We start from the raw sequence: 23,714 nt of genomic DNA, 5'->3' as shown, positions 1-23,714 counted from the left end.
CGCGCACTTCATGCGCTCCCTGGGCGCGGTGCAGGCGCTCAACCTGGACGGCGGCGGCTCCTCCGCGATGGCGGTGGACGGACGGCTCGTCAACATCACCTCCGACGCGACCGGTGAACGCCCGGTCGGCGACACCCTGCAGGTACTGCCGGCACGCCGCAGCTGAAGCCGATCGCACCGTTCCGCTGGGGTCCTGTCTCCAGACACGGCCCGGGGGCCGATAGGGTTCCGGCCCCGGGCCTGCGGCCGCACCACACAGCCCGGTCGGCCCCCGGGCCCGCAGACCGTCCACCCGATCCCGGCCCGGTTTGGCTCCAGCGTGTAGTCACCCCAGGGCCGGAGCCCAAGAACGCCGCCAAGGACGCTGAACTCGCAGCGCCGGAGGAAGGCGAGGAAGAATCGCGTCTGCTGCTCCGCGTGACCCGGTGATGGTCGCGGCCTGGCGTCCGGCTCCCGTATGGCACAAGGAAGGCGCCTGGCCCGCTCGGGCAGTGGGTCGCAGAACAGCGAAGGGCGTACAGGGCCGGGCAGATGACCGGCCTGCGCGCCCGCAGGTTAGGGCGCTGCATGGTCTGGTGACTGGCGGATGAGAGGTTCCAGGAGAACCCGGAGGCCGCCAAGGCGTAATACGACCAGCACTGGACGCTGTTCGCGTCGCGGACCGCGGACCGCGACGGCACTGCTGAGGAGCCTGGAGGCCGGGCGTCGCCAACGGGCTCGGGGCCGCGGACTCTCCGCGGTCCCGAGCCCTTGCGTGACTGCCCTGCGCTGTAATCGCTCAGCAGATGCTCGAAGTCCAGCATCACCAGACGGTGAGTGAAGAACGACCGCCTCAATCACGCCTGCTGTCTCGGGGCCTTCTCCGCGATCACCGCCTCGCCAGACGGCAAAGGCAGCAACGGCTCCGTCATCGCCCACTCATAGGCGCTTGCGATGACCCAGGCGTCTCCAGGCCGCGACGCCGACAGCCGCCACGACCGCGATGAGGCCGATCTTGAGTGCCATGCCGATCGGGTTCCCACGGTCTGGCACGGCTGCCGCTTTCTTGGGTGCGGGAATGTCTCGCGCCGTCACGTTCGCCGTCGCTTGCGCCTTGGCGGGCTTGGTCGTGGTCACCGTGACACGCCACTGGCCGTTCGGCAGCGGCTGGGCGGAGTGGTAGAGGTTCTGGCCTTCGGGCGCCGAGTTGAGCCGGACCGGACCGAAGGAACGGCCGTCGGTGGAGGTTGCGACCAACGTCGCTGCGACAATGTCTCTGACCGGATGGCCGTCCTTTTTCCAGGTGACCAGCACGTTGATGTCGTGGCTGCCATCCCCGCTCACTTCCAGCTTGATCGGGCCGCTATGGGCGGACGCCGTCGGTGCGCCGAGCAGCAGGACGAGCCCGGTGAACAGGACAGTCGTCGTGGCGTGCCTCCGTGTCATCTTCATGGTCCGTGGCTCCCTTCGGGTTCGTCGTCGGGGGTGAGTGCTCCGCTGCCGGGGGGTGCCGGCAAGAACACGTGCTGGTGTCCGAGGCCTGCGTCGGTGTTCGCGGCGTCGAGCGCCGTGGCCGCGGTCGACCAGGTGAAGATCGCGTCGGTGCGCTGCCGTACGGCGAGGGCCACCACAGTCTCGCGGGTGGATCCGGTCAGTGCCCGCGAGGTCGCGTATGTGTCGACGGTGGTGGCGATCTGGCGTACGGCGGAGGCAAGGCTCGACCTCGCCACGTTGGTAGCGGTCTCGCCGGAGGGTGGATCGGCGAAGGCCTCGACGGCTGCGGTGGCCGCACGCCGCCAACCCGCGACATCGGCGGAGGTCACCGTAGCGGGTCGGGTGCTGTCGTCAGCGGGCATGGCCCGGTCCAGGCCCTCGAGTACAGGGACGAGCCGGTCGCGGGTCGTACGGGCCAGCTCGGTCAGGGTCTTGATCTGCGCCTTGTCCCGCTGGGCGGCCTCGACGCGAATCCGGTCGGCCGTCCGCTCGGTCGAACTCGCCCGGGTTCCGGCGAACACCAGACCGCCGACGAGAAGCGCGCCGAGTGTGAATGCGGCCGCGAGTGTGAGCACCCAACCTCGGGGCGAATTCCTGGCCACCGTCGGTTCCCTGCGTCGGCTGATGATGCCCACCTCCTGATGAACGTTGGACGTATGTACTGATGGGAGCGGAATGGGCGGGTGCCCCACGACAGTTGTCGCGGGGCACCCTGGTTGGTTCAGCGGGGTGCCGGGGTTCCTTTCGGTCGCCCTGCACCTCTTCGGGGTCGCGGCCGGTGGTCAGTCCTTCGGCGTGCCGCCGTACTGAATGATCAGTGCGTCGGCGTCGCGGAGGAGCGTGGCCCGGACCTGGTCGTCGGAGACGTTCTTGTCGTCGTTGACGAAGGCCTTGAACTTCTCCAGCTCATCGATGATCTTCTCGTTGGACTTGTCCTTGTTCTCGGCGTCGATCGCACTGTCGAGCCTGCCGTGGAGCTTGTGGGCGCCCAGCGGGGTGAGCTTTCCGGTGCTTTCGAAGCGGTCGATCAGGCTCGCGATGTCGGTCGTCGAGGTCACGACGGTGAACTTCACGGTCTGCTCGGTCCGGTTGCCGGCCTTGTTGACGGCGGTGACGCTGAGCGTGTGCTTGCCCAGGCCGAGCTCGTGCAACGCCAGAACCGTGCCGGAGGCGAACGGCTTGCCGTCCAGCGTGCCGCTCACCGACGCGATCCCGGACCCGGAGTCGACGGCCTGCCAGCTGATGGCCAGGTCCTGGCTGTCGCCGTACTTCTCGCCGTCTGCCACGCCGGAGACGAAGACGGTCGGTGCCTTCGTGTCGATCTTGGCCGTGACGGCCTTGATGTCCTCCACATTCCCGGCCTTGTCGGTCGAGCGGTAGCGCAGTTCGTGCTGCCCCTCGCCCGTGATCGTGACCGTCGCGGTGTACGGCGTCCAGGGGCCGCCGTCCGTGGAGTACTCGGTCTTGGCCACGCCGGACGTCGCGTCCGTCGCGGTCAGCGTCACCGGCACCGCGCCGTTGTGCCACCCGTCGTCGTTCGCCGAGGCGATCTTCGCGGTGGTCATCGGCGCCGTCGCGTCCACCTTGACCGTGAGGGTCTTGGCGTCCTCGACGTTGCCGGCCTTGTCGGCCGAGCGGTAGGCCAGCGTGTGCGAGCCGTCTCCGTGGACGATGACCGGGGCGGTGTAGGCCGTCCAGTCGCCGCCGTCCAGCTTGTACTCGGTACGGTTGACGCCGCTGCCCTTGTCCTCGTCGGCGGCGGTCAGCGTGACGGTGACCGGACCGGTGAACCAGCCGCTGTCCGGCTGTGCCGGGTCGGTCTTCGCGGTCGTCACCGGCGGCGTCTTGTCCTCCTCGACCACCGGGGTGAGGTGGAAGTAGTCGAACTTGGCCGTCTTCGACGCCGTCTGGTTGACGCCGAAGGCGTAGAGTCCGGCTCTCGCGTTCGCCGAGACGACGTCGTTCTTGACCGGCGTCGGGTTGCCGTTCGACGCGATCTCGGTCCACGTCTTGCCGTCGGCTGAGTAGTAGCCGTGGAAGGTGTCGCCTTCCTTTTTCAGTCGCAGCCAGGCCACGCCGCTGGTGAGGTTGCTGATCGCAGGCTGCGGGTTCTGGACCACGTCGCCGATCTCGCTGCGCAGCTCGAGCCGCCGGGCGACGGCCTCGCCGGGCTGGTTGTCGGTGACGAAGTCGAACTTCACGTAGTTGGCGTCGTCCTTGTAGACGATCAGGCCGGCCTGCTGGTACCGCTCGTTGAAGGCGCTGCCGTCAACCTTGGTCTCCAGCGTCCAGTCGCCGGCCGGCGCCTTCTGCACGATGAAGTTCTTCGGGTTGCTGTTGTCGGTGCCGTAGATGTCTCCCTTGGAGGTGTCGATCTCCAGGTTGCCACCGGTCACCCGCACGGCCGAGGGGTCGTGGCGCACGATCGAGTCCCAGCGGCACTGGTCGAGCGTGGTGCCGTCGAACTCGTCGTTCGGACCCGGCTTGGTCGCCGTGTCGTCGGGGGTGATGTGGAACCAGTCGAAGCGGGCGTCGATCACCGGGCGGTTGCCGGTGCCGGTGATGGCGAACAGGCCGATCTTCGGGTTCTTGATCCCGGCGAGCGGCTTCGTCTCCGGCATCGCGGTGAAGTTGATGCCGTCCGCCGAGTAGTGAGCGGTCAGGTTGGTGCCGTCACTGATGAACCGCACGTACACGGTGTCGGGGTAGGCGTCCCCGAGCTGGGCCGTGTTACTGGCCGCCACCTCCTTGGGATCGCCGTTCTCCTCGCGGATGAACTGGAAGATACGGTTGGCGTGGCTGTCGGTGCCGCGGCCCTGCAGCACCATCTTGGCGTAGTTGTCGTCGTCGCCGTACAGGATCAGACCCGCCTGCTGGTAGGCGTCGCGGGCATTGAGCGTGACCTTGGTGGTGGCCATCCAGGCGCCTGACGGCGCCGGCTGCACGACGATGTTCGGCGAGCCGCTGTTGGATCCGTAGATGTCGGTGTTCGACGTCGGGATGACGAGCTTGCCGTCCTCGACCTTGAGGTCCTGGTTCTCCCGGATGACCGACCAGCGGTCATGGTTGAGCTCAGTGCCCAGGAAGTCGTCGGAACGTCCGGTCAGGCAGAGCGTGTTCGACGCCTCCACCTTGATCGAGATCTCCTTGGTCGTCGCCGCGCCCTTGGCGTTGGTCACGGTGACCGAGGCGGTGTACGTTCCCGGCGCGCTGTAGGTGTAGCTCGCGTCCGCGGTCGTCGGCTGCGGGGCTCCCTTCACCCCGAAGTCCCACTTGTAGGTGAGCGGCAGGTTGCCGTCGGGGTCGGTGGCCGACGCGGTGAAGTCGACCTTCAGCGGCGCGGTGCCCGAGGTCGGGTTCGCCGACGCGGTCACCACCGGGCGCTGGCTGTCGGTGACACCCTTGCCGATGAAGTCGACCCAGTTGGCATTGATCAAGAAGGCGTCGTCGCCCGCGCTCGCCGGCTTGCGCACGACGAAGTACAGCGGGCCGCTGTCGGTCGACGCGTTGGTCAGCTTCATCGTGACATCGACGTACTTCTGCCAGCCGCCGGTGCCCGTCACATCGGCAGTCCCGACCAGCTTCCCGTTCTCCGGGTCACCCTGCCGTACCTGCACAGTTCCGCCGGAGTTGTTGGAGGCCACTCGCAGCCGGATCGCGTCGATGTTGGTCAGGTTCACCGGGTCGAACGACCACCAGTCGCCGTCCCGGATGTACCCGATGTTCAGGCCGCCGCCCAGCGGGTCGCCGGTGGTCTCCGTCTGAATGCCATGGGCGGTGGTGGCCTTGCTGTCCGAGACCCGGCCGGTCGCCGAGAAGTGCTCGGCCTGCTTGTGCTTGGGCTGCAACACGACCTGACCCCGCCCGGTCAGCGGCTTGGCCCCGCCGGCAGCGCCGTGATCGGTGTAGCTGGCCTCGATCGCATAGAAGAGGTTCTCGTCGGCGCCGTGCCCGCCCTCGTTGGTCTGCACGATGCCCTCGCAACCCTTGAGTTGGTCGAGGGGGTGACCGTGACCGTCATGGCCGAGGATCGCCTGGATCTGGACCTCGTTGCAGTCGATCTGGCCGTCCTCGGCGTCGGTGACGGTGACCTTGAACTTCACCTGGTCGCCGAAGTCGAAGAATCCGCCGTTCGGAGGCAGGTCCACCTTCACGGTGGGCCGGGTGTTGCCCGCGGTGATCGTCACACTGGCCTTGGCGGTCATGCCGTCGTCGTTGGTGACGGTCAGGACCGCGTTGTACTCGCCCGCCTTGGTGTAGGTGTGCGTGGGGTTGGCGTCGGTCGCGCCGTCCGTGCCGTCACCGAAGTCCCAGGCGTATGTGAGCGCCTTGCCGTCGGGGTCCTTGGTCCCCTCACTGGAAAACTTCACGGTCAGCGGCAGCGGACCGTCGGTCTTGTCCGCCGAGGCGCGGGCGACCGGCGGCCGGTTGCCCTTGACGTACTCGATCCGGTAGACGCCAGAGTCGGCGTTGTCACCGCCGAACCCGGACCCCCACTCGATCAGGTACAGCGCACCGTCAGGGCCGAACTTGATGTCCATGGGCCGCTTGAAGCTCATGGACTTGAGAATTTGGTTGATCTTGACGAGCTTGGTGGTGTCCTCATTCAGCTGGAACGAGAACATCTTGTTGGTGTTCCACTCGCCGAAGATCGCCTTGCCGTCCCAGTACGCCGGCCACTTGACGTCCGACTTCAGGTCCGCGTCATACCGGTAGACCGGGCCCGCCATCGGCGCGCCGCCCTGCAGCTCGGGGAACTGGTTCGGGTCGGTGTTGTAGTGGTACCAGACCGTTGCCGGGATCGCCGGCGGCAGGTCGGCCAGCCCGGTGTTGTTGGGCGACTTGTTGACCGGGGCGGCGCAGTTGAACGCCGATCCCGACTTCTTGGTGGCGAAGTCGTACTCGATGTACGGGTTGTTGGGACCGGTGCAGTACGGCCAGCCGTAGTTGCCCGGCTTCGTGATCAGGTTCCACTCCACCGTGTTCTCCGGACCCCGCGTGGCGCTCGGAGACCCGGCGTCAGGACCGTAGTCGGCGACCATCGGATTCCCGGTCTTCGGGTCGAGGCCGATCCGGAAGGGGTTGCGGAAGCCCATGCTGTAGATCTCAGGCTTCGTCTTCGCCGTCCCCGGAGCGAACAGGTTGCCCGCCGGCACGCTGTAGGTGCCGTCCGCTTCGGGGTGGATCCGCAGCAGCTTGCCACTCAGGCTGTTGGTGTTGCCCGAGGTGCGCTGAGCGTCCCACGCCTCACGGCCCGGCTGCTCATCGATCGGGGTGTAGGAGTCCGAGGCGAACGGGTTGGTGTTGTCGCCCACAGCCAGCCACAGATCACCGGTCTTGCGATCCATCAGCATGCCGCCGCCGTGGTGACAGCACTCCGCCCGCTGCACCGGCACGTCGAGCACCTTCTTCTCACTCGACATGTCGAGCGTGTCTCCCGTGACCGTGAACCGGCTCAGCCGGTCCACGTTCTCGCCCACCGGGGAGTGGAACAGGTACACCCAGTGGTTGGAGTCGAAGTCACGGTCCAGCACCAGCCCGAGCAGCCCGCTCTCGTTGGCGGTGAACACGTTCAGGTGACCAGCCGTCACCGTACCGCCAGTCGGCTTGACGATCCTGACGTCGCCCAGGCGGTCGATGTAGAAGACCCGGCCGTCCTTTGCGACGTCCAGCATCATCGGGTTCGACGTCTTGTTGTCGAGGGCGACCTTCTCGAAGCTGGCGCTCTGCGACGCGGCGCAGTCGGCCTTCACCACACCCGCGGCGGTCTTGATGCCGCCGAGGAGCATCTTCAGGAACTCCGGCTCGCTGAAGCTCTCCTTGGTGTGACCGAGCCCCGTGTACCACGACCGGCCGCCGTCGTAGTCCTGACACCACGTGGTCGGGTGGTCGATGCCCATCGTGCCGCCGTTGTAGGACTTCTCATCCATCGACTGCAACACGTGCACGGTGCCACGAGGGTTGGCCTGGTAGTCATACCACTCGTCGTTGCGCTTCCACGATGTCGGCAGACCCTCGGTCGACGGGTGCGCCGGGTCCTCGACCTTGACGGTGGCGTTCTGGATCGCCGGGTGCGACTTGAAGTACCCGCCGACGAGCTTGCCGTACCACGGCCAGTTGTAACCGCCGTCGGAAGCGGCGTGGACGCCGGCGAAACCGCCGCCGCGCTGGATATAGCGCTGGAAGGCGTCCTTTTGGTCCTGCGTGCCCAGCGGGTCGCCGGTCGTGGACAAGAAGATGACGGCCTGGTACTGCGCCAGGTTTTCGTCGGTGAACGCCGCGCTGTCCTCGGTGGCGTCGACCGCGAAGTCGTTTTCCTGGCCGAGCTTCTGAATGGCTGCGACGCCGTCAGGGATCGAGTCGTGTCGGAATCCGGTGGTCTTGGAGAAGACGAGCACCTTGAAGGCAGGTGCCGCAGTGGCGGCGTGCGCCGGCGACGCCAGGGCCGCTGGGGCGACCAGCGACAGGATGGGAAGGACGAGGGCAAACGCCATCGTCGCGGCTATTCGGCGTAGGGTTCTATGTCTGTGGGCCACAGCCGTTCCTCTGGGGCTCGGGGGAATGTGGACTCATCGGGCCGCTTGCTGGTTGGGGTGCGCCGGGGTGCTGTCAACGTCGGCGCCCCCCACGTTCTGGGGTCGTCCGGCCGCACATGCCGGGCTGGGGCCGGGACGGGGTCGTCGGTCCCCTCGTAATGCGGTACGGGGGGTCTCTTGCCGGGACTGAGGGACACCCTCAGTGGATGGCTCCTAGCCACTCGCGGTTGACGAGGCGAGCAAACGCAGGAGCTTTACGTGCATGGACGGCCCCTCCCTCTGCGGTCCGACATCGCCGGACCACGGTCCATCGGGCCACGGCGCATCGCCGCGGCCATGGATCTCACCGCCGTCCGACTGATGCACGCCGGCGAGAACCTTGATCAGAATTGACTTTCCGACGCACCGTTCCGCCCGAGCCGACAGTGCACCGCACCGGGAGTGTCTCCAGGTCAACGCCATCGAGTGCTCGGGCCCCGGGGAACGTATTGACGCCCTGCACCCGCAACCGCGGCACGGTCACGTGGTTCCCCAAGGTGAGATCCATGTCCAGATTGGCTTTGTTTAGTCGCTGAACTTAGAGCGGGAATGTGGCAGTGTCAACACCTATGAAGGGTGGAGACTCGGCAGGGCCCGGGAACAGAGAAGTCATGGCCAGTCCGGCCCGGCAAGAAAGCCTGCGGACCCGAAACCTGTCGCTGGTGCTCAACCAGATCGCCGGCGCGGCGGAACCGGTGTCGCGTGCCGACGTGGCAGCGGCGACCGGACTGACCAGGGCCACCGTCTCGGCTCTGGTCGACGTCCTGATCGAGGGTGGTCTGGTCGGCGAACTGGAACCACGCAAGACCAGGCCGACGGGCCGCCCGGCGACCGGATTGGTACTCGCCGACGATCGAGCGGCCGGACTCGGGCTGGAAATCAGCGTCGACTACATCGCAGCATGCGTCATCGACCTCGCCGGAGGAATCCGTTACCAGGAGGTTGTACAGCAGGACCAGCGGGGGCGGACCCCGCGCGAGGTGCTGAGCACCGTCGCCGACATGGCCGCGACCGCGATCACTGCGGCCGAGAGGCTGGACTTGACCGTGGCCGGTGCGGGCGTGGCCGTTCCCGGACTGGTCGACAAAGGGCTGCTGCGCCTGGCACCCAACCTCAGCTGGCGCGATGTCCACATCTCGTCGCTGCTCGCCCGGACCGGAGCTTTGGACGGGCTGGCGATCACGGTCGACAACGAGGCGAACTTCGCCGCGCTGGGCGAACTGCGCATGGACCGGGGCGCCGTGCCCCCCGATTTTCTGCATGTCTCGGGCGAGATCGGGGTGGGCGCCGGCATCGTCATGGGCGGTGGGCTGTTTCGTGGCGAGCACGGCTGGAGCGGTGAGATCGGGCACATGGCCATCGGGATGGACGGACCACCATGTCAGTGCGGCGCCCACGGCTGCCTGGAACAAGTGGCCGGCCAAGAGGCCATCCTGCGGGCCGCCGGACTCCCCCTGCGGGCCGCCACCTCAATGGGGGGACAGGCTACCGTCGGCCGCATCGTGCAGGCGGCGGAGGCGGGCCATTGTCAAACCCTGGCGGCGCTCAGGCGAGCCGGCCGCGCTCTCGGCATCACGATCGCCGGGGCCGTCAAACTCCTCGACATCGGCTGCGTCGTGCTCGGCGGCATCTACGCACCGCTGGGGCCCTGGATCCAGCCAGAGGTGCAGCGTGAGGTCGATCTTCGGGTGCTGTCCTCATCCTGGTCTCCGATCCGCGTCCGGATCTCGCTCGCGGGCACCGACGCCTCCGTGCTCGGGGCCGCGAGCTCGGTCATCCGGGCCATCATCGATGACCCGTCCACATGGTTGCGCAGATAGAAATCGAGCATTGACGGGAACCGCCGCCGCACGATGGCAGAGTCGATTCGGAACCAGCCGGTCGATGTCCCCGGCCGCGTCCGCGCGGGACTGGATCTGCTGGAGGGCTCGGGTGGACACGCCGATCAGGGCGTGGCGGCGGAAGCGGGTGCACACCGTCTGCCACGGCCGGTAGTCCGGCAGGTTGCGTCAGGCGATCCCGGTACGGATCTTGTAGACCATCCCGTTGATGACCTGCCGGTCCGTCACACGCGGCCGGCCCGTCGCAGCTCGCGGTATCAGCGGAGCAAGGAACTCCCACTTCCGGTCCGTGAGTTCATGACGACGTGTCACAGCCACCGTGAACCACCATTCGGGGGTCCCACGAGGTGGCGTCACGAGCGTCCTTTCGACGCCGACAGCAGCCCGAGCAGGTAAGCGCGGACCGCGGCCCGGGGCTCAACTCGCCTGTATGTGCCCGCGATCCGGGCCATGACCTGGTCGAACATCGCCCTCCAGCGGCCAGGGCCTACGCTATGACCTGCGGCCACCGCACGGTCTTCAAAAGTCCACACAACCCTTGATGATCACGCGGTGGCCGTACCTGTTCCCCAGCCGGGTCCGCGACAAGATCGCGAATTCGGACTGGAGTACTAGGGGGCGATACCGACGCCGTTGATACGGCTCCAAGTCTTTTCCTGCGTCGCGGTCATGGCAGGCCAGTGAAGTCCGTCCGGACGGGCGGCGACGCGCGAGGCGTAGGGCGAGGGGCGGAAGGCGGGTTCGTAGAAGCATCCTGTGCCGTAGACGCGCTCGAAAGAAGTGCACGTGGCTCCGATGGAGTTCGCCGTAGGCTTCTTCCCGGTGCGCACCCAGCTATTCAGGGCCGAGATGGAACTGGCGTACTCCGAGTTGCTGAGCTGGCTGTGCTCGTGCTCTTGGGTGAACGTCTGCACCAGGTACCTGTCCCGGTGGGCGCCTTGGAGAGTGGCGTGGTAGGCCGCTTCATGCTCGACGAACGCGGTGGGGTCGTCGATCGCGTGGAGGGTGAGGACGGGGATGGAGACTTTGCCGGTGAGGTCGCTGTCATAGGACAGATCCCGGAAGGCGGTCGGGTCGGCTGAGAAGCGCTCGACTGCGGCGTTGAGGGCCTTGTCGTCGTGGGATCCGGAGTACCACACGCCTTGGTTGCTGAACGGATTGCGGTCGCCGAGGCGGTTGTGAACGATGTCGCGGAAGGTGAAGGTGGCAAAACGCAGGTGCGACTCGAGGGTGCGTTCGGGGATCTTGGTGACGGCGAGGATGTCGTCGAGGTTGCGCTGCTGCAGGGCGGTGCGATCCTGTGGGGCGGAGGCGTAGCCCGTGCACTCCTGCAAACGGGCGCGCAGCCCGTTGGTCGTCATTGTGGAGTCAGCGCGCAGGCCCTGCCACAGCGGGTACTGCGGTTCGGTGGGCCGGGGGTGATTCTGACAGTAGTACTGGTAGACCACCCGCAGATCGACACGGTAATCGTAACCGCGGGAGCCTCCCGCCAGGACCCCGCTGGTGAGCAAGGCCCCGTCGTAGGGGCCGTTCTTCTTGCCGTAGAGGTCCACGACCTTGGCGGCCACGTCGCCGCCCCAGGATTGACCGTGCACGTAAGTCCGCTGTGGTTGACCGAACGTGGAGACGAATAGGCGCCGCACGTTTTCCGTGTCGGCGGCGGCCATGCGCGTACCGTAGCCGCCACGGCGGTAGGACGAGCCGGCCCAGGCGTAGCCCTGGTCGACCATAACCGACCAGCGCGCCAGGTCGTCGATGCTACGCGTGGGATCGGAATTGGCGCCCAGGTCAGGGCCGCCGTGAGCGTGTACGACGAGGGAGCCGTTCCAGTGCTTGGGGACAGCGATCGCGTAGTAGGCGCCGTTGGCATCCTGGCCGGTGTAGCACGTGGCCTTGTCGGTCAGATCAGCAGGACATGCAGCGACGGTTGGGTGCTGGACGTTCGCAGCGGCCGGTGGGGCGCTGGAGAGGGTGCCGACGAGTACGCCCGTGGCAGCGACGGCTAGGGCTGTGCGAAACAGCCCGCGGACTCTCTTGCCTACGTGCTGTGATGCGTTGGACCTGGTCAAGCTCTTGCTCCTTGTCCCTACGCGGTGCGTTCTTGTGCCGTGCGCTGCGATGCTAGGAAGGAGCGGACTGCTGGACTAGGGCGCGATCTTTTTGGTCATAGTGTTTGCATGCGGAGCTGGTGTCGGTTCAGCGCCGCAGAGGGACGGCGAAGATCTGGACGACCTGCAGCTCCCCCGAGACACCCCCGAACTCCACCGACCCGCCGATGAAGGGCTGTTGAGCCAGCAGCACCCTTTTTGAACTGACGCTGCACAATCGGATCCACTTGAGCCATCCTGGCTGGCCGGAGTGCTGCCGGGATGCCGATCATGGATGCCGCGACCATCCGGGCAGCGCTGCGCGCCCAGGATCCTTCCTTGCTGCTGGAGCAGCCCGGAGGCCGGACTATCCGGCAGGGACCAGTTCGGCATGCTCGCCGAAGCACGCTAGAAGGGCCTCGTCCGGAACGTTGGAATCTCGGCCGTCACCGTCGATCAGGCGATCGCGGCGCAGCGGATCGTCGCGGTGGCGTCACCCGGCCGGGCGCCGGGGCGGCCAGGCTGGGAGTCGATCCTTGCGTGACTACCTTCCGGATCGAGGGCTACCGGTCCCCATGGCGTGGATCTGTCCGGTCAGCTCACCACCAGCCGCCGCAGCCACTCGAGTCGCAGGCACGCATGTAGACGCCGTAGGCCCCCTTGTACGTGTACTGCTTCCCGAACTTCATCTTCTTCTGCTCGCGCCGACCGGACTCCCACTTGATGAGCATCTGGGCCCACACGCCGTCGTCGCTCTTCCACCAGCGGAACTTGCCGTTGTAGCCACCGTGCCCGTCGCACTTCCAGTTCTTCTCCACGCCGATGTTCCGGCCTTTGGGGGACCACAGTTCCCCCACGCCGTGGCCCGACTTGCACGCGGTCGCCGTGGTGTCGGCGGTCGCCGCGTGGGCCACCGGGCCGGCGAGCACGCCGAGAGTGAGGGTGGTGATGCTGGCGAGGACGCCAAAGCGCGTGCCGATCGTCCGCATGTCAGTACTCCGATCTTAAGTGAGGAGGGCGGTTCACGTCCGCCGACGGCCGTGCTGCCGAGCGGACACCACGAGGGTGCGAGGTCGGCACGGACACCGGCAACGCTCGTCCCGCAATTGACGACACGACGGGACGGGACGCCCTCCGACCAGCGGAGACGACGTTCGGGATGACTCGTTCGAGGGAAGCTTCGCCGCTCCGGGCGATCAGCCCCGCGCGCTCCGAAGTCCGGGAACCACGACAGCGAGGTCAGCCAAGGCCCGCGAAGTCCTCTCCACCCGGTCCGGGGCGGCCCCGGACGACACCACTTCGCGCCTGGCCTCCGGGTAACCGGACATCCAACTGCCCACCGAGACCCGGTACTCACACCACCCCTGTGACGGATAGCATCACGTGTCCGTGCCCTCCACCCATGCCCCTGGAGTCGCCCGTGAACCGCACCCCTGGCTTCCCCCTCTCCCGCCGCGGCCTCCTACGCACCGGCGCCGGCGCCTCGCTCACCGCGCTCGGGCTCGGCGTCGGCGCGCAGACCGCCTCCGCCGCGGTGGCCACCACCAAGCGGTTCGATCTCACGCAGCCGTCGTACGACCTATTCCGGTCCAAGGACACGCACGGTCCGCGGGTCCAGCAGAGCTTCGCCTTCGACTGGGTGAACAAGTTCCTGTTCGTGGCAACCAAGCGGAGTGGAAGCGCCGAGTCCGCCGGTGACCTGTGCATCAACAAGATGGACTTCGGCGGGAACTTCATCTCGTACATGCACCTCAATGGCTTCGGCCACGGCGTCGCCTTCGCCGCGCTGCCGAGCGGTTCCGGTACCGAGCTGTGGATCGAGTGCGCCGCGAACACCAACGGGTACGGCACCGCGCTCGCCCCCATCCGTTACACCGCCGACACCACCCTGGGCTCGCCGGCTGCCTCGGCCGCCTACCGGCCGATCTCTGGGGCCACCGAGTACACCTGCTCCGTCGACCCGGTCTACCAGCGCATGATCGTGCGCTACCACACCAGCGCCGGCAAGCGCATCGCCGTGTACCCCCTCTCCGCCTTCGAGACCCGCAGCTTCGGCTCGCCGCTGGTCGACTTCAAGCAGCCGACGATCTCCGGCACTCCGCAGGGCTACACCCTCTACGGCTCGTACATGTACTACCTGACGGGTGACGCGTACCCCGGCGACGGCACCCCCACCGGCGACGGCAACTCCTACGTCACCAGTATCGACATCAACACGGGCACCGTGAAGCAGGGCCCCGTCCTCACCAAGGCCGGCTCCACCCTCCACTACCGCGAGCCCGAGGGCCTGGCGATCTACCGCACCGACGCCGGCGAGGCCCGCCTCTTCATCGGCTTCGCCACCGGCGTGGAGGGCGACCGGCGCTCCAGCATCTTCTACAAGAACGCGCTGGTCTGAGCCCGTGTCCGCCCGGCGGCCAGTCGTCGGCCGCCGGGCCCCCGGTCAGACGTCCCAGGCGACCGGCAGTCGTCCGAATATCTTCGTCGCGGCACCCGACGACACCGGACCCGACAACCCAGGCGATCACAGTCTTCGAGGCAATGGCGGGCCACGACTACGTAGCCCTCGACCTCGTCGAGTACGACGCCGGCCGAGGCCTAAAGGAGTTCGCCGCGGAGGCTGCCCGGCCAGGTCGCCCCCGGGCTGCGGACATCACCCGGGATGAACTCCAGTTGGCGCCCAGGGCCTTGTTCGCTCAGACCGAAACCGCGCGGAACGCGGCGTAGTCCAGCGGCCGGAGCGGACGCCGCAGCGTCACCCACAACGGCTTGCCGGAGCTGAAGCGGACGCCGTTCTTGCGGGCCGCCTACTGGCAGAGCCGCAGCCGGACGAACGCGTCCGCTGACGCCGACAGCCACTGCTGAGCGGGAGTGCTTGCCCGGGTCGCTTTCGGCTCTGGTCGGGGTCATGGTCGGGGCTACGGTCAGGGCATGTCGCCGGAGTAGTAGAGACGGCACGCGACGCCGGGACCGGGCGTGCGCGCTTCGCCGGGGCGCGGGTCGTACAGGGCGCGGCCGCCGGGGAACTGCCCGAGCTCGGTGGGCAGGGCCACGCCGTCGTCGACTTCCTCCGGGCGCCAGCCCGTGATGTCCAGCAGCAGGCCGTCCAGCGGGCCGCCCATGAGCGTGGCGTACGTCCGGTGCGGAAGCGGACCGGGGTTGGGGTCGTCGTGGTCGTGGCCGTAGACCCGGCCGCGCAGTAGCTGCTCATCGCCGTTCATTCGATCAGCCTTGCAGCCGGCACTGACATTGATGCTGATACTCGGGTTCCGGCGGTCGTGACTCGGGCACTGACTGACGCCCTACTGGGCTGTCTTCGCGTTGTTCTGTCCGGCCGCCGGAGCTCGTTCTCGTGGCCCCGGCCGGGCGGAACATGACCTGATAGGAGCACTGCGGGCCCGTGCCGACCGACACCCTGGACGCTACGGCTGCAGACCGAGCTTCTGGGGTCGATTCAACAAGTCAGGAGCTTGGTCAGAAGCCCCCTCAATGTCCTGTCTGCGCCACCCGGCCGGCGCCTACCTTCGGCTGGGAAGGCAGTATCAGCATGACATCAGAGGTTGCGGCGGACACTGTGGACCGGGATGTGTTCGGCGGGGTCGATTCCCACGCCGACACCGTCCACGTCGCTGTGATCAGCGACAACGGAGGCCCAGCAGCAAGCCGCCAGGGCGGCCAGGACGACGCCGCTCAGTGGGAGGGAGGCGGTGCCGCCTTGGCTCAGCAATGCCACGCCGCCTGCCGCCACGCAGGCCGGAACCAGGTCGGCCAGGCGCCGGGAAGCGCCAAGGGCGATGGTGAACGGGCCGAGGAACTCGATCGTGGCGACCACGCCGAGCGGGACGTTCTTCTCCACGGCCGCGAAGAACGCGATGTGATGGCCGACGAGCAGCGTGCCCGCGCCGAGCATGGCCGGCCAGGCTCCCTTCATCCGGCCGAGTGCCGCGCGCCGCGGCCTCCACATCACGCACAGCAGCACGGCTGCGATCAGCAGGCGCAGGAACACCACTCCGGCAGAACCCACCTGGGGATACACGCGGGGAGCGAGTGCCGCGCCGAACTGGATCCCGCAGACTCCGGCCAGGACCAGACCGGAGGCGGGCACCTTGCCCGCCACGGCCGAGAATCCTTGAGGCGCACTGCTCAGTTGCATCGCTTCCGTCCATGGTCGCAGGCCTTGTGCATGGGGCCTCGGGTGCCGGGGTGGGGTGCTGGGTGCGGCAGGAGTGCCTGCGCCACCCTGGTTTGGGAGGTGTTCGTCTCAGGCGATGCGCAGCAGGAGCTTGCCGGTGGAGGTGCGGCTGCCCATGAGGCGGTGGGCCCCGGCCGCGTCGTGCAGCGGGAATTCCGCGGTGACGGGCAGGGACACGGTCCCTTCGGCAACGGTGCGCAGCGCGCGGGCGGTCAGCGCACGCAGTGCGTCCGGGGCCGTGCCGGCCAGGGCCAGCACGGAGAAGCCGCTGACGGACAGGCCGCGGGTGGCAAGGTCGGCCTGTCCTGCTTGCCATGGGTCGGCGCCGCTCGCGTTGCCGAAGGAGACGAGGCGCCCGAAGGCGGCCAGCGCTTCCAGTCCGCGGCGCAGTGTGTCTCCGCCGACCGGGTCGAGGACCAGGTCGACGCCTCGGCCTCCGGTGGCTCGACGTACGTCCTGGTCGAAGGTGTCGGCCAGGAACACGTCGTGGTATCCGTGCTCGCGTGCGTACTCGGCCTTGGCCTTGTTCGAAGTCACCCCGTATACGGCGCCGGCGCCCGCCGCGCGGGCCAACTGCCCAGCAGCCGTGCCGATACCGCCGGCAGCGCCCTGCACGAGGATGCTCTCCCCGGCCTGCAGCCGGCCCACCTCGTGCACCAGCGCGTGGGCGGTCGGCAGCACCGTCGGCAGTGTCGCCGCGGTGCGCAGGTCCACGCCGCCGGGCAGCGCAAACACGGCCGCCGCCTCGGCAACGACCACGTCGCCATATCCGCCGCCCTGCACGAGCCCGGCGACCTCCTGCCCCACCTGCAGCGTGGTCACGCCCTCGCCGACGGCCCGGATGCGCCCGGACACCTCCAGACCGGGGCGGTGGGGCAGCGAGGCGACCCGGTAGCCCTCGGCCCGGGCCTTGAGATCGGCGAAGTTGACGCCCGCCCACGCGACGTCGATGGCCACCTGCCCAGCGCCGGGCTCGGGGACCTCGGCCTCGACGACCCGCAGTACGTCGGGGCCGCCGTACTCCTGGAACTCGACCGCACGCATACGCAGAACCACCTCTCCGAGAGTGTTCGACGGGAAGCAAACACTCGCACTGTATGATGTCCGTCGAACACTCCGCAAAGGGCAACGCCAGGAAGGGCGAGCGATGACGGACAAGACCCCGGGCAAGAGTCACCGCCCGGCACCCGTTTTCACGCACCCCGACGACGTCCCGCTGCTGACCGCACTGGCCGCGCTCGCCGACCCGGTCCGCATCCAACTGGTGCGCACTCTGGCCGACCATCCCGACTGGTCCCTGAGCTGCAGCAACTTCGACGTCCCCGTCGGCCGGGCAGCCAAGAGCCATCACTTCTCGGTTCTGCGCGCCGCCGGCCTGGTCGAACAGCGCGACGACGGGCCCAAGCGACTCAACCGACTGCGGCGGGAAGAGTTCGACGCCCGTTTCCCCGGCCTGCTCGACCTCACACTCCGCGACGACGAAATCTCCTGACACCCGCCAGCGCCCCCACACCGGGCAGCCCGCGACCCCCGCCTCTGGCAGCCGACGTTCACCCAGGACGGTGACGCCGCCCGCGGAGCCATGCGGACACTCGTACCGGCGCGAGTCCACTCAGCCCGCCCCACCTTCTCTGCCCCCGAAGATCGAAGCTGGTGACAACAAGAACACCCAGAGGGTGACAACGACCTCGCTCAAGCGGCCAACACGAACCAGGCCACGGCCCTGATCCGGTGACAGCTGCCCGGCCCAATCAGATGTGCCCGCGCCGCCGGCGGACAGCTTGCCTGGTCAGGAGCGGAAGTGGGAGCCAGCCGCCGGCCTCTCGCACGGCATCGTCCACCGCGCCGGAGTGGAGTGCACCGGCTCCTACGAAGCCGCGTTGAACCGCTTCCTGCGGGGCAACAGCCTTGCGGTGATCGAGGTGAGCCTGCCGGACATTGGCGAGGTGCCCCGGCACGGCGTGCGCGTGCCGGCCTTCGGCCGCTCTTGAGTAGCTTGGCCCGGTCCGCGTCACTCTCCTCTCGAGTGGCCCATCCATCCAGCGAGCCAGACGCTTGGAAGACACCGCCCGCCTGGCCGACACCGTGCCACCGAGTGTCAGGACGCGTTAGACCGCACCGCCACGACCTCCCTCGTCGGCATGGGGTCCTGTATCAGGAGAGCCGCCCCGGCCGCCGGGCAGACCTTCGCTGGTGACGAAGTAGAAGACAGGGAGCATGACGAACACCGCGATCGCCAGCAACGGTGCGACGAACACCCCAAGGAGGCCGGCGATGGTGTAGGCAACGGCTCCAGCTCCGGAACGAAGCTGTCCGTGCCGTACGTACGTGTCCTCCACGTCAGGGTCCAGCAGTTCGGGTCGGCGGGCGATCTGTTGGTAGAAGGCCACCCAGCTCAGGCACATCGCTGCGGCGAGGCCGGCGTAGAGAGCGACGGCCACCCGCGCGTCGGAGCCCGTAGGGTCAGCCTGCAGTGCGTCCGCGACCACCGCTGTGGGGAAGGAAAGCGCCGCCGTGGTGAGCAGGAGAAACAGGTTGACAGCATGCAGTCCGCGGTCCATGGCCCTGATGCGCACGAAGGCCTGGTGGTGGTTGAGCCAGATCACCGAAACATAGCCGAAGGACGCCAAGTAGCCGAGGTAGGCGGGCCACTGAGCCAGCAATGCCTGGCCAAGGCCGCCCGGCTTGTGCGGCGGATCAGCGAGATTCAGGACCAAAAGCGTGACGGCAATGGCGAATACACCGTCGCTGAAGGCCTCGGCCCGTGTGGTCTCAGAACGAGAGAACTTGCGAGAGTGGCTCCGGGACAAGCTGGCTCCTGAAGTACTTGGCTCATGTCGGATTCGGACGGTTTTCATAGTCGGCGGCCTCAAGGGCTCGAACCGTCCGGCAGAGCTTGAGCCAACCACATCCGAGCGAGGCCCTCTGACGCGACCCGTGCGGCCGGGAAGCACGACGACCGGGCCGCACGGACGCGGTGCGGAGACTGTTCCCGCGCGGCTGTCCCTGCCGCCCGTCAGCTCGTCGCGCGTACCGCTTCGCGGATCAGGTCCTCGACCTCCTTGGGATGGGAAACGGCGACGGCGTGCGACGCGCCCTCCATCTCGACTACGGTCGCCCCTACGCACTTCGCGGCGAAGCGCTCCACCTCCGGATTGATGGCCTGGTCCGCGCCTGCTATCAGTGCCCAGGACGGCTTGGTCTTCCATGCGGCGGCGGTGGCCTTCTCTCCGAAGGCCGCGGCGGCGAGCGGGTGCCGAGCCGCCGCGAGGACCTTCGTGACCGCCGCCGGCACGTCGGCGGCGAAGACCGACGAAAGGCCTCCTCGGCGATGGTGGCCTCGACGGCTGTGCCCACCTCCCTGAGCCAGGACTCCTGCCTAGCAAGGCCAGGCAGGCCACCAGTCATATCCACTCCGCCGACCTGAAGAGAAAGCCGCCTCGGGCGAGACAGAAGTGTTCGGATCGCTCAATACGATCACAAGGCCACGATGAGGGCGGCCAAAGCGGTGAGCACGATGGTCGACGCGGTGAGGCGTACTGCGGGACGCCGTGCATTTGTATCGCTCGAGCGTGATCCTGTTGCGACGTGCCCTCGCCCAGTGGCCCATACCGCCAGGGTCATCACCAGCAGGAGTGCCCCGTCGATCGGGGAGATCTTCAGCACGGCGGCGCTGACGGCCGTCAAGGAGATGGCCGTACGGCGCCAGGCCAGCCAGGTCCGCTCCCGGGCGAGTCCGGGGTCGAGATCTTCGAGTTCCTCGGCGACAGCCGGGCGTGGCGATCTCTCGGATCCGGACATGGTCAGACTCCCTTCGCAAAGATCACGAGGGCTGCTGCCAACAGGCACTCCGCGGCAATCACCAGGGACAGGATCAACGGCAGATGTGTGTGATGCAGAGGCCTGCCTGTTCGCAGCGCGCGCTGGTCCCGGCTCCATTCGACGTAGCTGATCACGGCGACGGCTGCGCCAAGCACGATCAGCGGCACGCCGATGGCACGGCGGCCCCAGGAGACTCCGGGGAAGGGCGGCAGGAGCTGCGTGACGGCCAGCCCCGCCGCCACCAGCGCCAATGCGGTGCGGCTCCACGCCAGGAACGTGCGTTCGTTGGCGAAGGTGAAACGCGGGTCGGGCTCGGCGCCCTCGTCGGTGTCCGCCCGTCGCTCTCCTGAGCGGCGGGCGCCGGCGACGCCTCCAAGGCGGCTTCGGCGTCGAATCGGCCCGAAGCACATTGACCGCACCCCTTCCCGTGCACGCGGGATGATGTGCCGCCCTTCATCAGGCTAGGAGACGCCGCGAATCTCTGCCGTTTCAGCACCTGCCGGCCCCCGCGCCGTCTATACGTCACAGGCTTGCCCCCTTGGTGAGCGGGTTGGCGTCCGCGCCCAACGTGGTGGACATTGACCTCATGGATATATGGGGCAAACGTGACGACATGCTCGTACACCAAGACGAGCCCTACAACGCCGAAGCGCCTCCTGGCTCCCTCGCAGCCCAGATCACCTCCCTGGACACCTTCTACGGCCGCAACCACGCACCGATCCCCCGCATCGACTCCGCGAGCTGGCGGCTGCGGGTGGAAGGTCTGGTCGATCGTCCCCTGGAATTGTCGATGGACGATCTGCGCCGCTTCACCGAGCGGACACTGGTGGCGACGCTGCAGTGCGCCGGCAACCGCCGCGCCGATCTCATCAAGGTCCGAGACATACCCGGCCAGGTCCCCTGGGGTCCAGGAGCCATCTCCACTGCGAGATGGAGCGGGGCGAGCCTGGCAGACGTACTGGCCGAGGCCGGAGCGCAGCCGGAAGCGTCCCACATCGCCTTTACCGGCGCCGACGTGTCACAGCAGGCCACCCCGCCCCAGCCCTTCGGCGGCTCCATACCGGTGGCCAAGGCAACCTCCGGCGAGGTGCTCCTGGCCTGGGCCATGAACGATCAGGCACTGCCCGCCGCGCACGGCGCTCCCCTACGCGTGATCGTTCCGGGCTGGATCGGCGCCCGCAGCGTCAAATGGCTCCAACGCATCAGCGCACAGGCCGAACCGACCGACAACTACTTCCAAGCCGAATACAGCGTCCTGCCCCCCGAAGCCGACCCCGAGGCCGTTGGACCGGGCGACGGCATCACCCTCGGCCCGGTCGCCATCCACTGCGCGATCCTACGGCCCGGCAAGAACGACCACCTGCCCTCTGGACCGACCGAGGTCAGCGGGTTCGCCTTCGCCGGGGACGACCGAACCGTGGCACGCGTGGATGTCTCCGCCGACCACGGCAGCACCTGGACCCCCACGGATCTCGACCCCCCGGAGAATCCCTGGACCTGGCAGCACTGGCGCGCCATGGTCACCCTGCCCCCCGGTGAGGCCGAGCTCATCGCACGTGCCTGGGACTCCACCGCGGCCGTGCAGGCCGAATCCCCGGCAACCGTCTGGAATCCCAGGGGATACGCCAACAACGCCGCGGCGCACCTGCACATCACGTGCCGTCCCTGACCGAACACTGACAAGTAGTGCGCGTCGAGAACAACTCTCCGTGGTGCTGACCGCCCGGACAGGCGCCACGGCGAGCCATGTACAAGTCGTCGCAGCCGGGGACAGGTCCGGCCCGGTGGGCGGGGCGGTCGCGCCACGTGTCGACGGTCATCCGCTGTGGGTGGCCCGGGGTCGCGCGCCGGGCGGAACGATGTCCAGGACGGCCATCATGCCCATGTCCTCGTGATTGAGGATGTGGCAGTGATACACGGTTCTGCCGGTGAAGTCCCTGAAGTGGATGCGGACGACGATCGCACCGCGCTTCGGCACGTTCACCGTGTCGTAGACGCCGTGGGTGGGGTCGTGGGCCTCCCCGTTGGTGCTCATCAACTGGAAGTGGTTGGTGTGCAGGTGGAAGCTGTGGTCCTCGTCCGAGTCATTGCGGACGGTCCACTCCTCGACGGCGCCGAGGGTGGAGACGAAGTCGGTCCGGCTCGCGTCGTACGTCCGGCCGTTGATGTAGAAGATCGTGCCGGCCTTGTTCTCCGTGAAGACGACGGTCTTGCGGTCCGCGATCGTCGCGTGGCTCAGGTTCTCGTATGAGCCGAGGTCGGTCGGGAGCACGGCCCGCGTCACGGGCGTGCCACTGGTGACAACTGTAGCGAGGTCGGCCCGGGGGAACTGGTTCCCGGCCGGGCCGGTGTTGTACGGCAGTGTCTCCAGCCGGGTGGTGCCGGGAGCGCCGCCCTGGACCAGGACATCGAAGCGGGCCGCGGCGGGAATGAGCAGCGTGTCCTCGGCGTAGGCCCTGCCCACGGGGACGCCGTCCTGAGCGATCACGTGGAAGCGGACGCCCGGAAGGTGCAGTTTGTAGTAGATGTTGGCGCCGATGTTGGCCAGCCTCCACAACTGGGTCTCTCCGGGCCGGATGTGGATCACCGGGTTCTGCTGGCCGTTGACGGTGCGGTTGGTCGACGCGCCGATACTCAGGGGATGGGTCTTGATCGCGTCGCCCTGGACCTGGAAGTCCTTGAACGCGATGGTGTGCTCGGTGATGTTCCGCAACGACAAAGGCAGGTGCTGCTTCAGGTTCCCGACGACGAGGATGCCCGACTCACCACCCGCGACCTGCGGGGCGGACAGCATGTCCGCGTGTGAGTGGTACCAGAAAGTGCCAGTGGGGTGACCGCGCGGCAGTTGATAGGCATAGTGGTACGACTGCCCGTACTTGATGGAGATGAAGATGTCGTCGGAGGGAGCGCGCGGCGACACGAACAGTCCGTGCGTGTGCAGATTGGTGTACTTGTCTGCGTTGTTGATCATGGTCAGGTCGATACGGTCGCCAGGCCACACGCGCAACGTCGGCGGCATGTAGGCCCCGTTGTAGGTCGTCGCGTACAACTGGCGGTTGCCAACGCGGACCTTTCGCCGTTCCACCACGATCGTGGTCCTGAGCACACCGTTGCGGCTCACCACCTCCGGGGGATCCTGGAGCCGCGGCCCCGTGCCCGGCGGTGTGGGCCCACCCTCAACCCCGGACCCCTGCGTGGCGCTGGAGCGCTCGCTCGGTGCACTACCCGCGCAGCCGGCGAGCCAGAGCGCGGCGAGGAGCAGGCCGGCGACGATGCTGGACGGCGAGGAACAACGTGTGGTGGGCCGGGTCACTTGTCTCCCCCAGGAAAACGGGCGGGCCCCGACCGGGAACGTCCGGACGGAGATCCGTATGCTGCTGGTCAGTCAGCGGAAGAGTAAGGGCACAAGGATCCCGTGCCACGCGGCCACGCCCGGCCGCCGGTGCCATCCGCCCGAATGGGCCCCACGACCGCCCATGATGGACTCCGGTCAGGACGCGCATCCAAGCCCTCGCCGGCCATCGTCTGCCACTCCGAAGCGATGACGACACCTCCCGACAGGTTCAGCATCCCCACCCGTGCTTGGGCAAGTGACACTGCACGAGCCGGAGATGGATGACTTCCGCCGGTCTCATGGCCGCGTAGTACATGCAGCCGGAGAACGCCTCCATGCGCGGTCCACAGCCTCGCTGTTGGGCAACGGCCGAGAGTAGTCGCCCCAACT

Annotated in this window: 18 protein-coding genes and 3 pseudogenes; 6 read left to right on the top strand and 15 right to left on the bottom strand. The window is 67.7% G+C overall.

The features are described from left to right. Positions 1–10: 10 nt before the first annotated feature. A complete protein-coding gene (locus ACWEK3_RS35910; RefSeq protein WP_453251610.1) occupies positions 11–166 on the top strand; it encodes a phosphodiester glycosidase family protein in 156 nt (51 codons plus the stop codon). Between the two features lie 335 nt (positions 167–501). Continuing rightward, positions 502–579 (top strand): annotated as a pseudogene (locus ACWEK3_RS35905) (hypothetical protein); the annotation flags it as partial. 339 nt (positions 580–918) lie between these two features. On the opposite strand, the gene ACWEK3_RS35900 reads toward ACWEK3_RS35905, so the two are convergent. The 4 genes and pseudogenes from ACWEK3_RS35900 to ACWEK3_RS35885 form a co-directional block, all read right to left on the bottom strand. Further along, positions 919–1,431: a hypothetical protein gene (locus ACWEK3_RS35900; protein WP_453251605.1), complete on the bottom strand. Its 513-nt coding sequence runs from the start codon at positions 1,429–1,431 to the stop codon at positions 919–921. Beyond that, a complete protein-coding gene (locus tag ACWEK3_RS35895; RefSeq protein ID WP_450546833.1) occupies positions 1,428–2,048 on the bottom strand; it encodes a hypothetical protein in 621 nt (206 codons plus the stop codon). Before ACWEK3_RS35895 ends, ACWEK3_RS35900 begins: the two co-directional genes overlap by 4 nt. Positions 2,049–2,255: 207 nt before the next feature. Then, a complete protein-coding gene (locus tag ACWEK3_RS35890) occupies positions 2,256–7,967 on the bottom strand; it encodes a ThuA domain-containing protein (RefSeq protein ID WP_453251604.1) in 5,712 nt (1,903 codons plus the stop codon). A 363-nt stretch (positions 7,968–8,330) separates the two neighbouring features. After that, a pseudogene (locus tag ACWEK3_RS35885) lies at positions 8,331–8,556 on the bottom strand (ATP-binding cassette domain-containing protein); the annotation flags it as partial. Positions 8,557–8,659: 103 nt separating this feature from the next. Between ACWEK3_RS35885 and ACWEK3_RS35880 the strand changes: the two are divergent. Continuing rightward, complete coding sequence (locus tag ACWEK3_RS35880) at positions 8,660–9,868, top strand: ROK family transcriptional regulator (RefSeq protein WP_450546835.1); 1,209 nt, start codon at positions 8,660–8,662, stop codon at positions 9,866–9,868. Positions 9,869–10,057: 189 nt separating this feature from the next. On the opposite strand, the gene ACWEK3_RS35875 is transcribed toward ACWEK3_RS35880, so the two are convergent. The 3 genes from ACWEK3_RS35875 to ACWEK3_RS35865 all read right to left on the bottom strand — a co-directional run bounded on the left by ACWEK3_RS35875 (position 10,058) and on the right by ACWEK3_RS35865 (position 12,965). Continuing rightward, complete coding sequence (locus ACWEK3_RS35875) at positions 10,058–10,201, bottom strand: transposase (RefSeq protein ID WP_453251609.1); 144 nt, start codon at positions 10,199–10,201, stop codon at positions 10,058–10,060. A gap of 299 nt (positions 10,202–10,500) precedes the next feature. Next, on the bottom strand, positions 10,501–11,910 hold the full coding sequence (locus ACWEK3_RS35870; protein ID WP_453251608.1) for a hypothetical protein: 1,410 nt from the start codon (positions 11,908–11,910) through the stop codon (positions 10,501–10,503). Positions 11,911–12,575: 665 nt separating this feature from the next. Next, positions 12,576–12,965, bottom strand: coding sequence for a hypothetical protein (locus tag ACWEK3_RS35865; RefSeq protein ID WP_450545672.1), 390 nt, complete (start codon positions 12,963–12,965; stop codon positions 12,576–12,578). 431 nt (positions 12,966–13,396) lie between these two features. Here ACWEK3_RS35865 and ACWEK3_RS35860 point away from each other — a divergent pair, with 431 nt between their 5' ends. Beyond that, positions 13,397–14,374 (top strand): phage baseplate protein, encoded by a 978-nt coding sequence (locus ACWEK3_RS35860; protein ID WP_450545670.1) that lies wholly within the window; start codon positions 13,397–13,399, stop codon positions 14,372–14,374. Between the two features lie 526 nt (positions 14,375–14,900). Here ACWEK3_RS35860 and ACWEK3_RS35855 read toward each other — a convergent pair. The 3 genes from ACWEK3_RS35855 to ACWEK3_RS35845 form a co-directional block, all read right to left on the bottom strand. After that, on the bottom strand, positions 14,901–15,197 hold the full coding sequence (locus ACWEK3_RS35855; RefSeq protein WP_390729337.1) for a hypothetical protein: 297 nt from the start codon (positions 15,195–15,197) through the stop codon (positions 14,901–14,903). A 332-nt stretch (positions 15,198–15,529) separates the two neighbouring features. Next, positions 15,530–16,093, bottom strand: coding sequence for an EamA family transporter (locus ACWEK3_RS35850; protein WP_450545668.1), 564 nt, complete (start codon positions 16,091–16,093; stop codon positions 15,530–15,532). Positions 16,094–16,237: 144 nt separating this feature from the next. After that, positions 16,238–17,212, bottom strand: a complete 975-nt coding sequence (locus ACWEK3_RS35845; protein WP_450545666.1) for a quinone oxidoreductase family protein — start codon at positions 17,210–17,212, stop codon at positions 16,238–16,240. Positions 17,213–17,315: 103 nt separating this feature from the next. On the opposite strand from ACWEK3_RS35845, the gene ACWEK3_RS35840 reads away from it, so the two are divergent. Further along, positions 17,316–17,660 carry an ArsR/SmtB family transcription factor gene (locus tag ACWEK3_RS35840; RefSeq protein WP_384439890.1) on the top strand — a complete coding sequence of 115 codons (345 nt, stop codon included), beginning with the start codon at positions 17,316–17,318 and terminating at the stop codon, positions 17,658–17,660. A 616-nt stretch (positions 17,661–18,276) separates the two neighbouring features. On the opposite strand, the gene ACWEK3_RS35835 is transcribed toward ACWEK3_RS35840, so the two are convergent. The 4 genes and pseudogenes from ACWEK3_RS35835 to ACWEK3_RS35820 all read right to left on the bottom strand — a co-directional run bounded on the left by ACWEK3_RS35835 (position 18,277) and on the right by ACWEK3_RS35820 (position 20,400). Then, positions 18,277–18,978 carry a TMEM175 family protein gene (locus ACWEK3_RS35835; protein WP_450545665.1) on the bottom strand — a complete coding sequence of 234 codons (702 nt, stop codon included), beginning with the start codon at positions 18,976–18,978 and terminating at the stop codon, positions 18,277–18,279. A 206-nt stretch (positions 18,979–19,184) separates the two neighbouring features. Continuing rightward, positions 19,185–19,516, bottom strand: a pseudogene (locus tag ACWEK3_RS35830) (alpha/beta fold hydrolase); the annotation flags it as partial. A gap of 129 nt (positions 19,517–19,645) precedes the next feature. After that, positions 19,646–19,969 (bottom strand): DUF202 domain-containing protein, encoded by a 324-nt coding sequence (locus ACWEK3_RS35825; RefSeq protein WP_450545661.1) that lies wholly within the window; start codon positions 19,967–19,969, stop codon positions 19,646–19,648. 2 nt (positions 19,970–19,971) lie between these two features. Next, on the bottom strand, positions 19,972–20,400 hold the full coding sequence (locus ACWEK3_RS35820; protein ID WP_453251603.1) for a YidH family protein: 429 nt from the start codon (positions 20,398–20,400) through the stop codon (positions 19,972–19,974). 203 nt (positions 20,401–20,603) lie between these two features. On the opposite strand from ACWEK3_RS35820, the gene ACWEK3_RS35815 reads away from it, so the two are divergent. Next, the gene (locus tag ACWEK3_RS35815) at positions 20,604–21,659 is read left to right on the top strand and encodes a sulfite oxidase (protein ID WP_453251602.1); all 1,056 of its coding nucleotides are present in this window, start codon (positions 20,604–20,606) and stop codon (positions 21,657–21,659) included. A 147-nt stretch (positions 21,660–21,806) separates the two neighbouring features. Here ACWEK3_RS35815 and ACWEK3_RS35810 read toward each other — a convergent pair whose 3' ends face one another. Further along, positions 21,807–23,111, bottom strand: coding sequence for a multicopper oxidase family protein (locus ACWEK3_RS35810; RefSeq protein WP_453251601.1), 1,305 nt, complete (start codon positions 23,109–23,111; stop codon positions 21,807–21,809). Between the last annotated feature and the right edge of the window lie 603 nt (positions 23,112–23,714).

The sequence above is a fragment of the Streptomyces sp. NPDC004721 genome (assembly GCF_053601495.1).
Note: the sequence above shows the minus strand (reverse complement) of the source record. Positions and strands in the feature narration are given on the sequence as shown.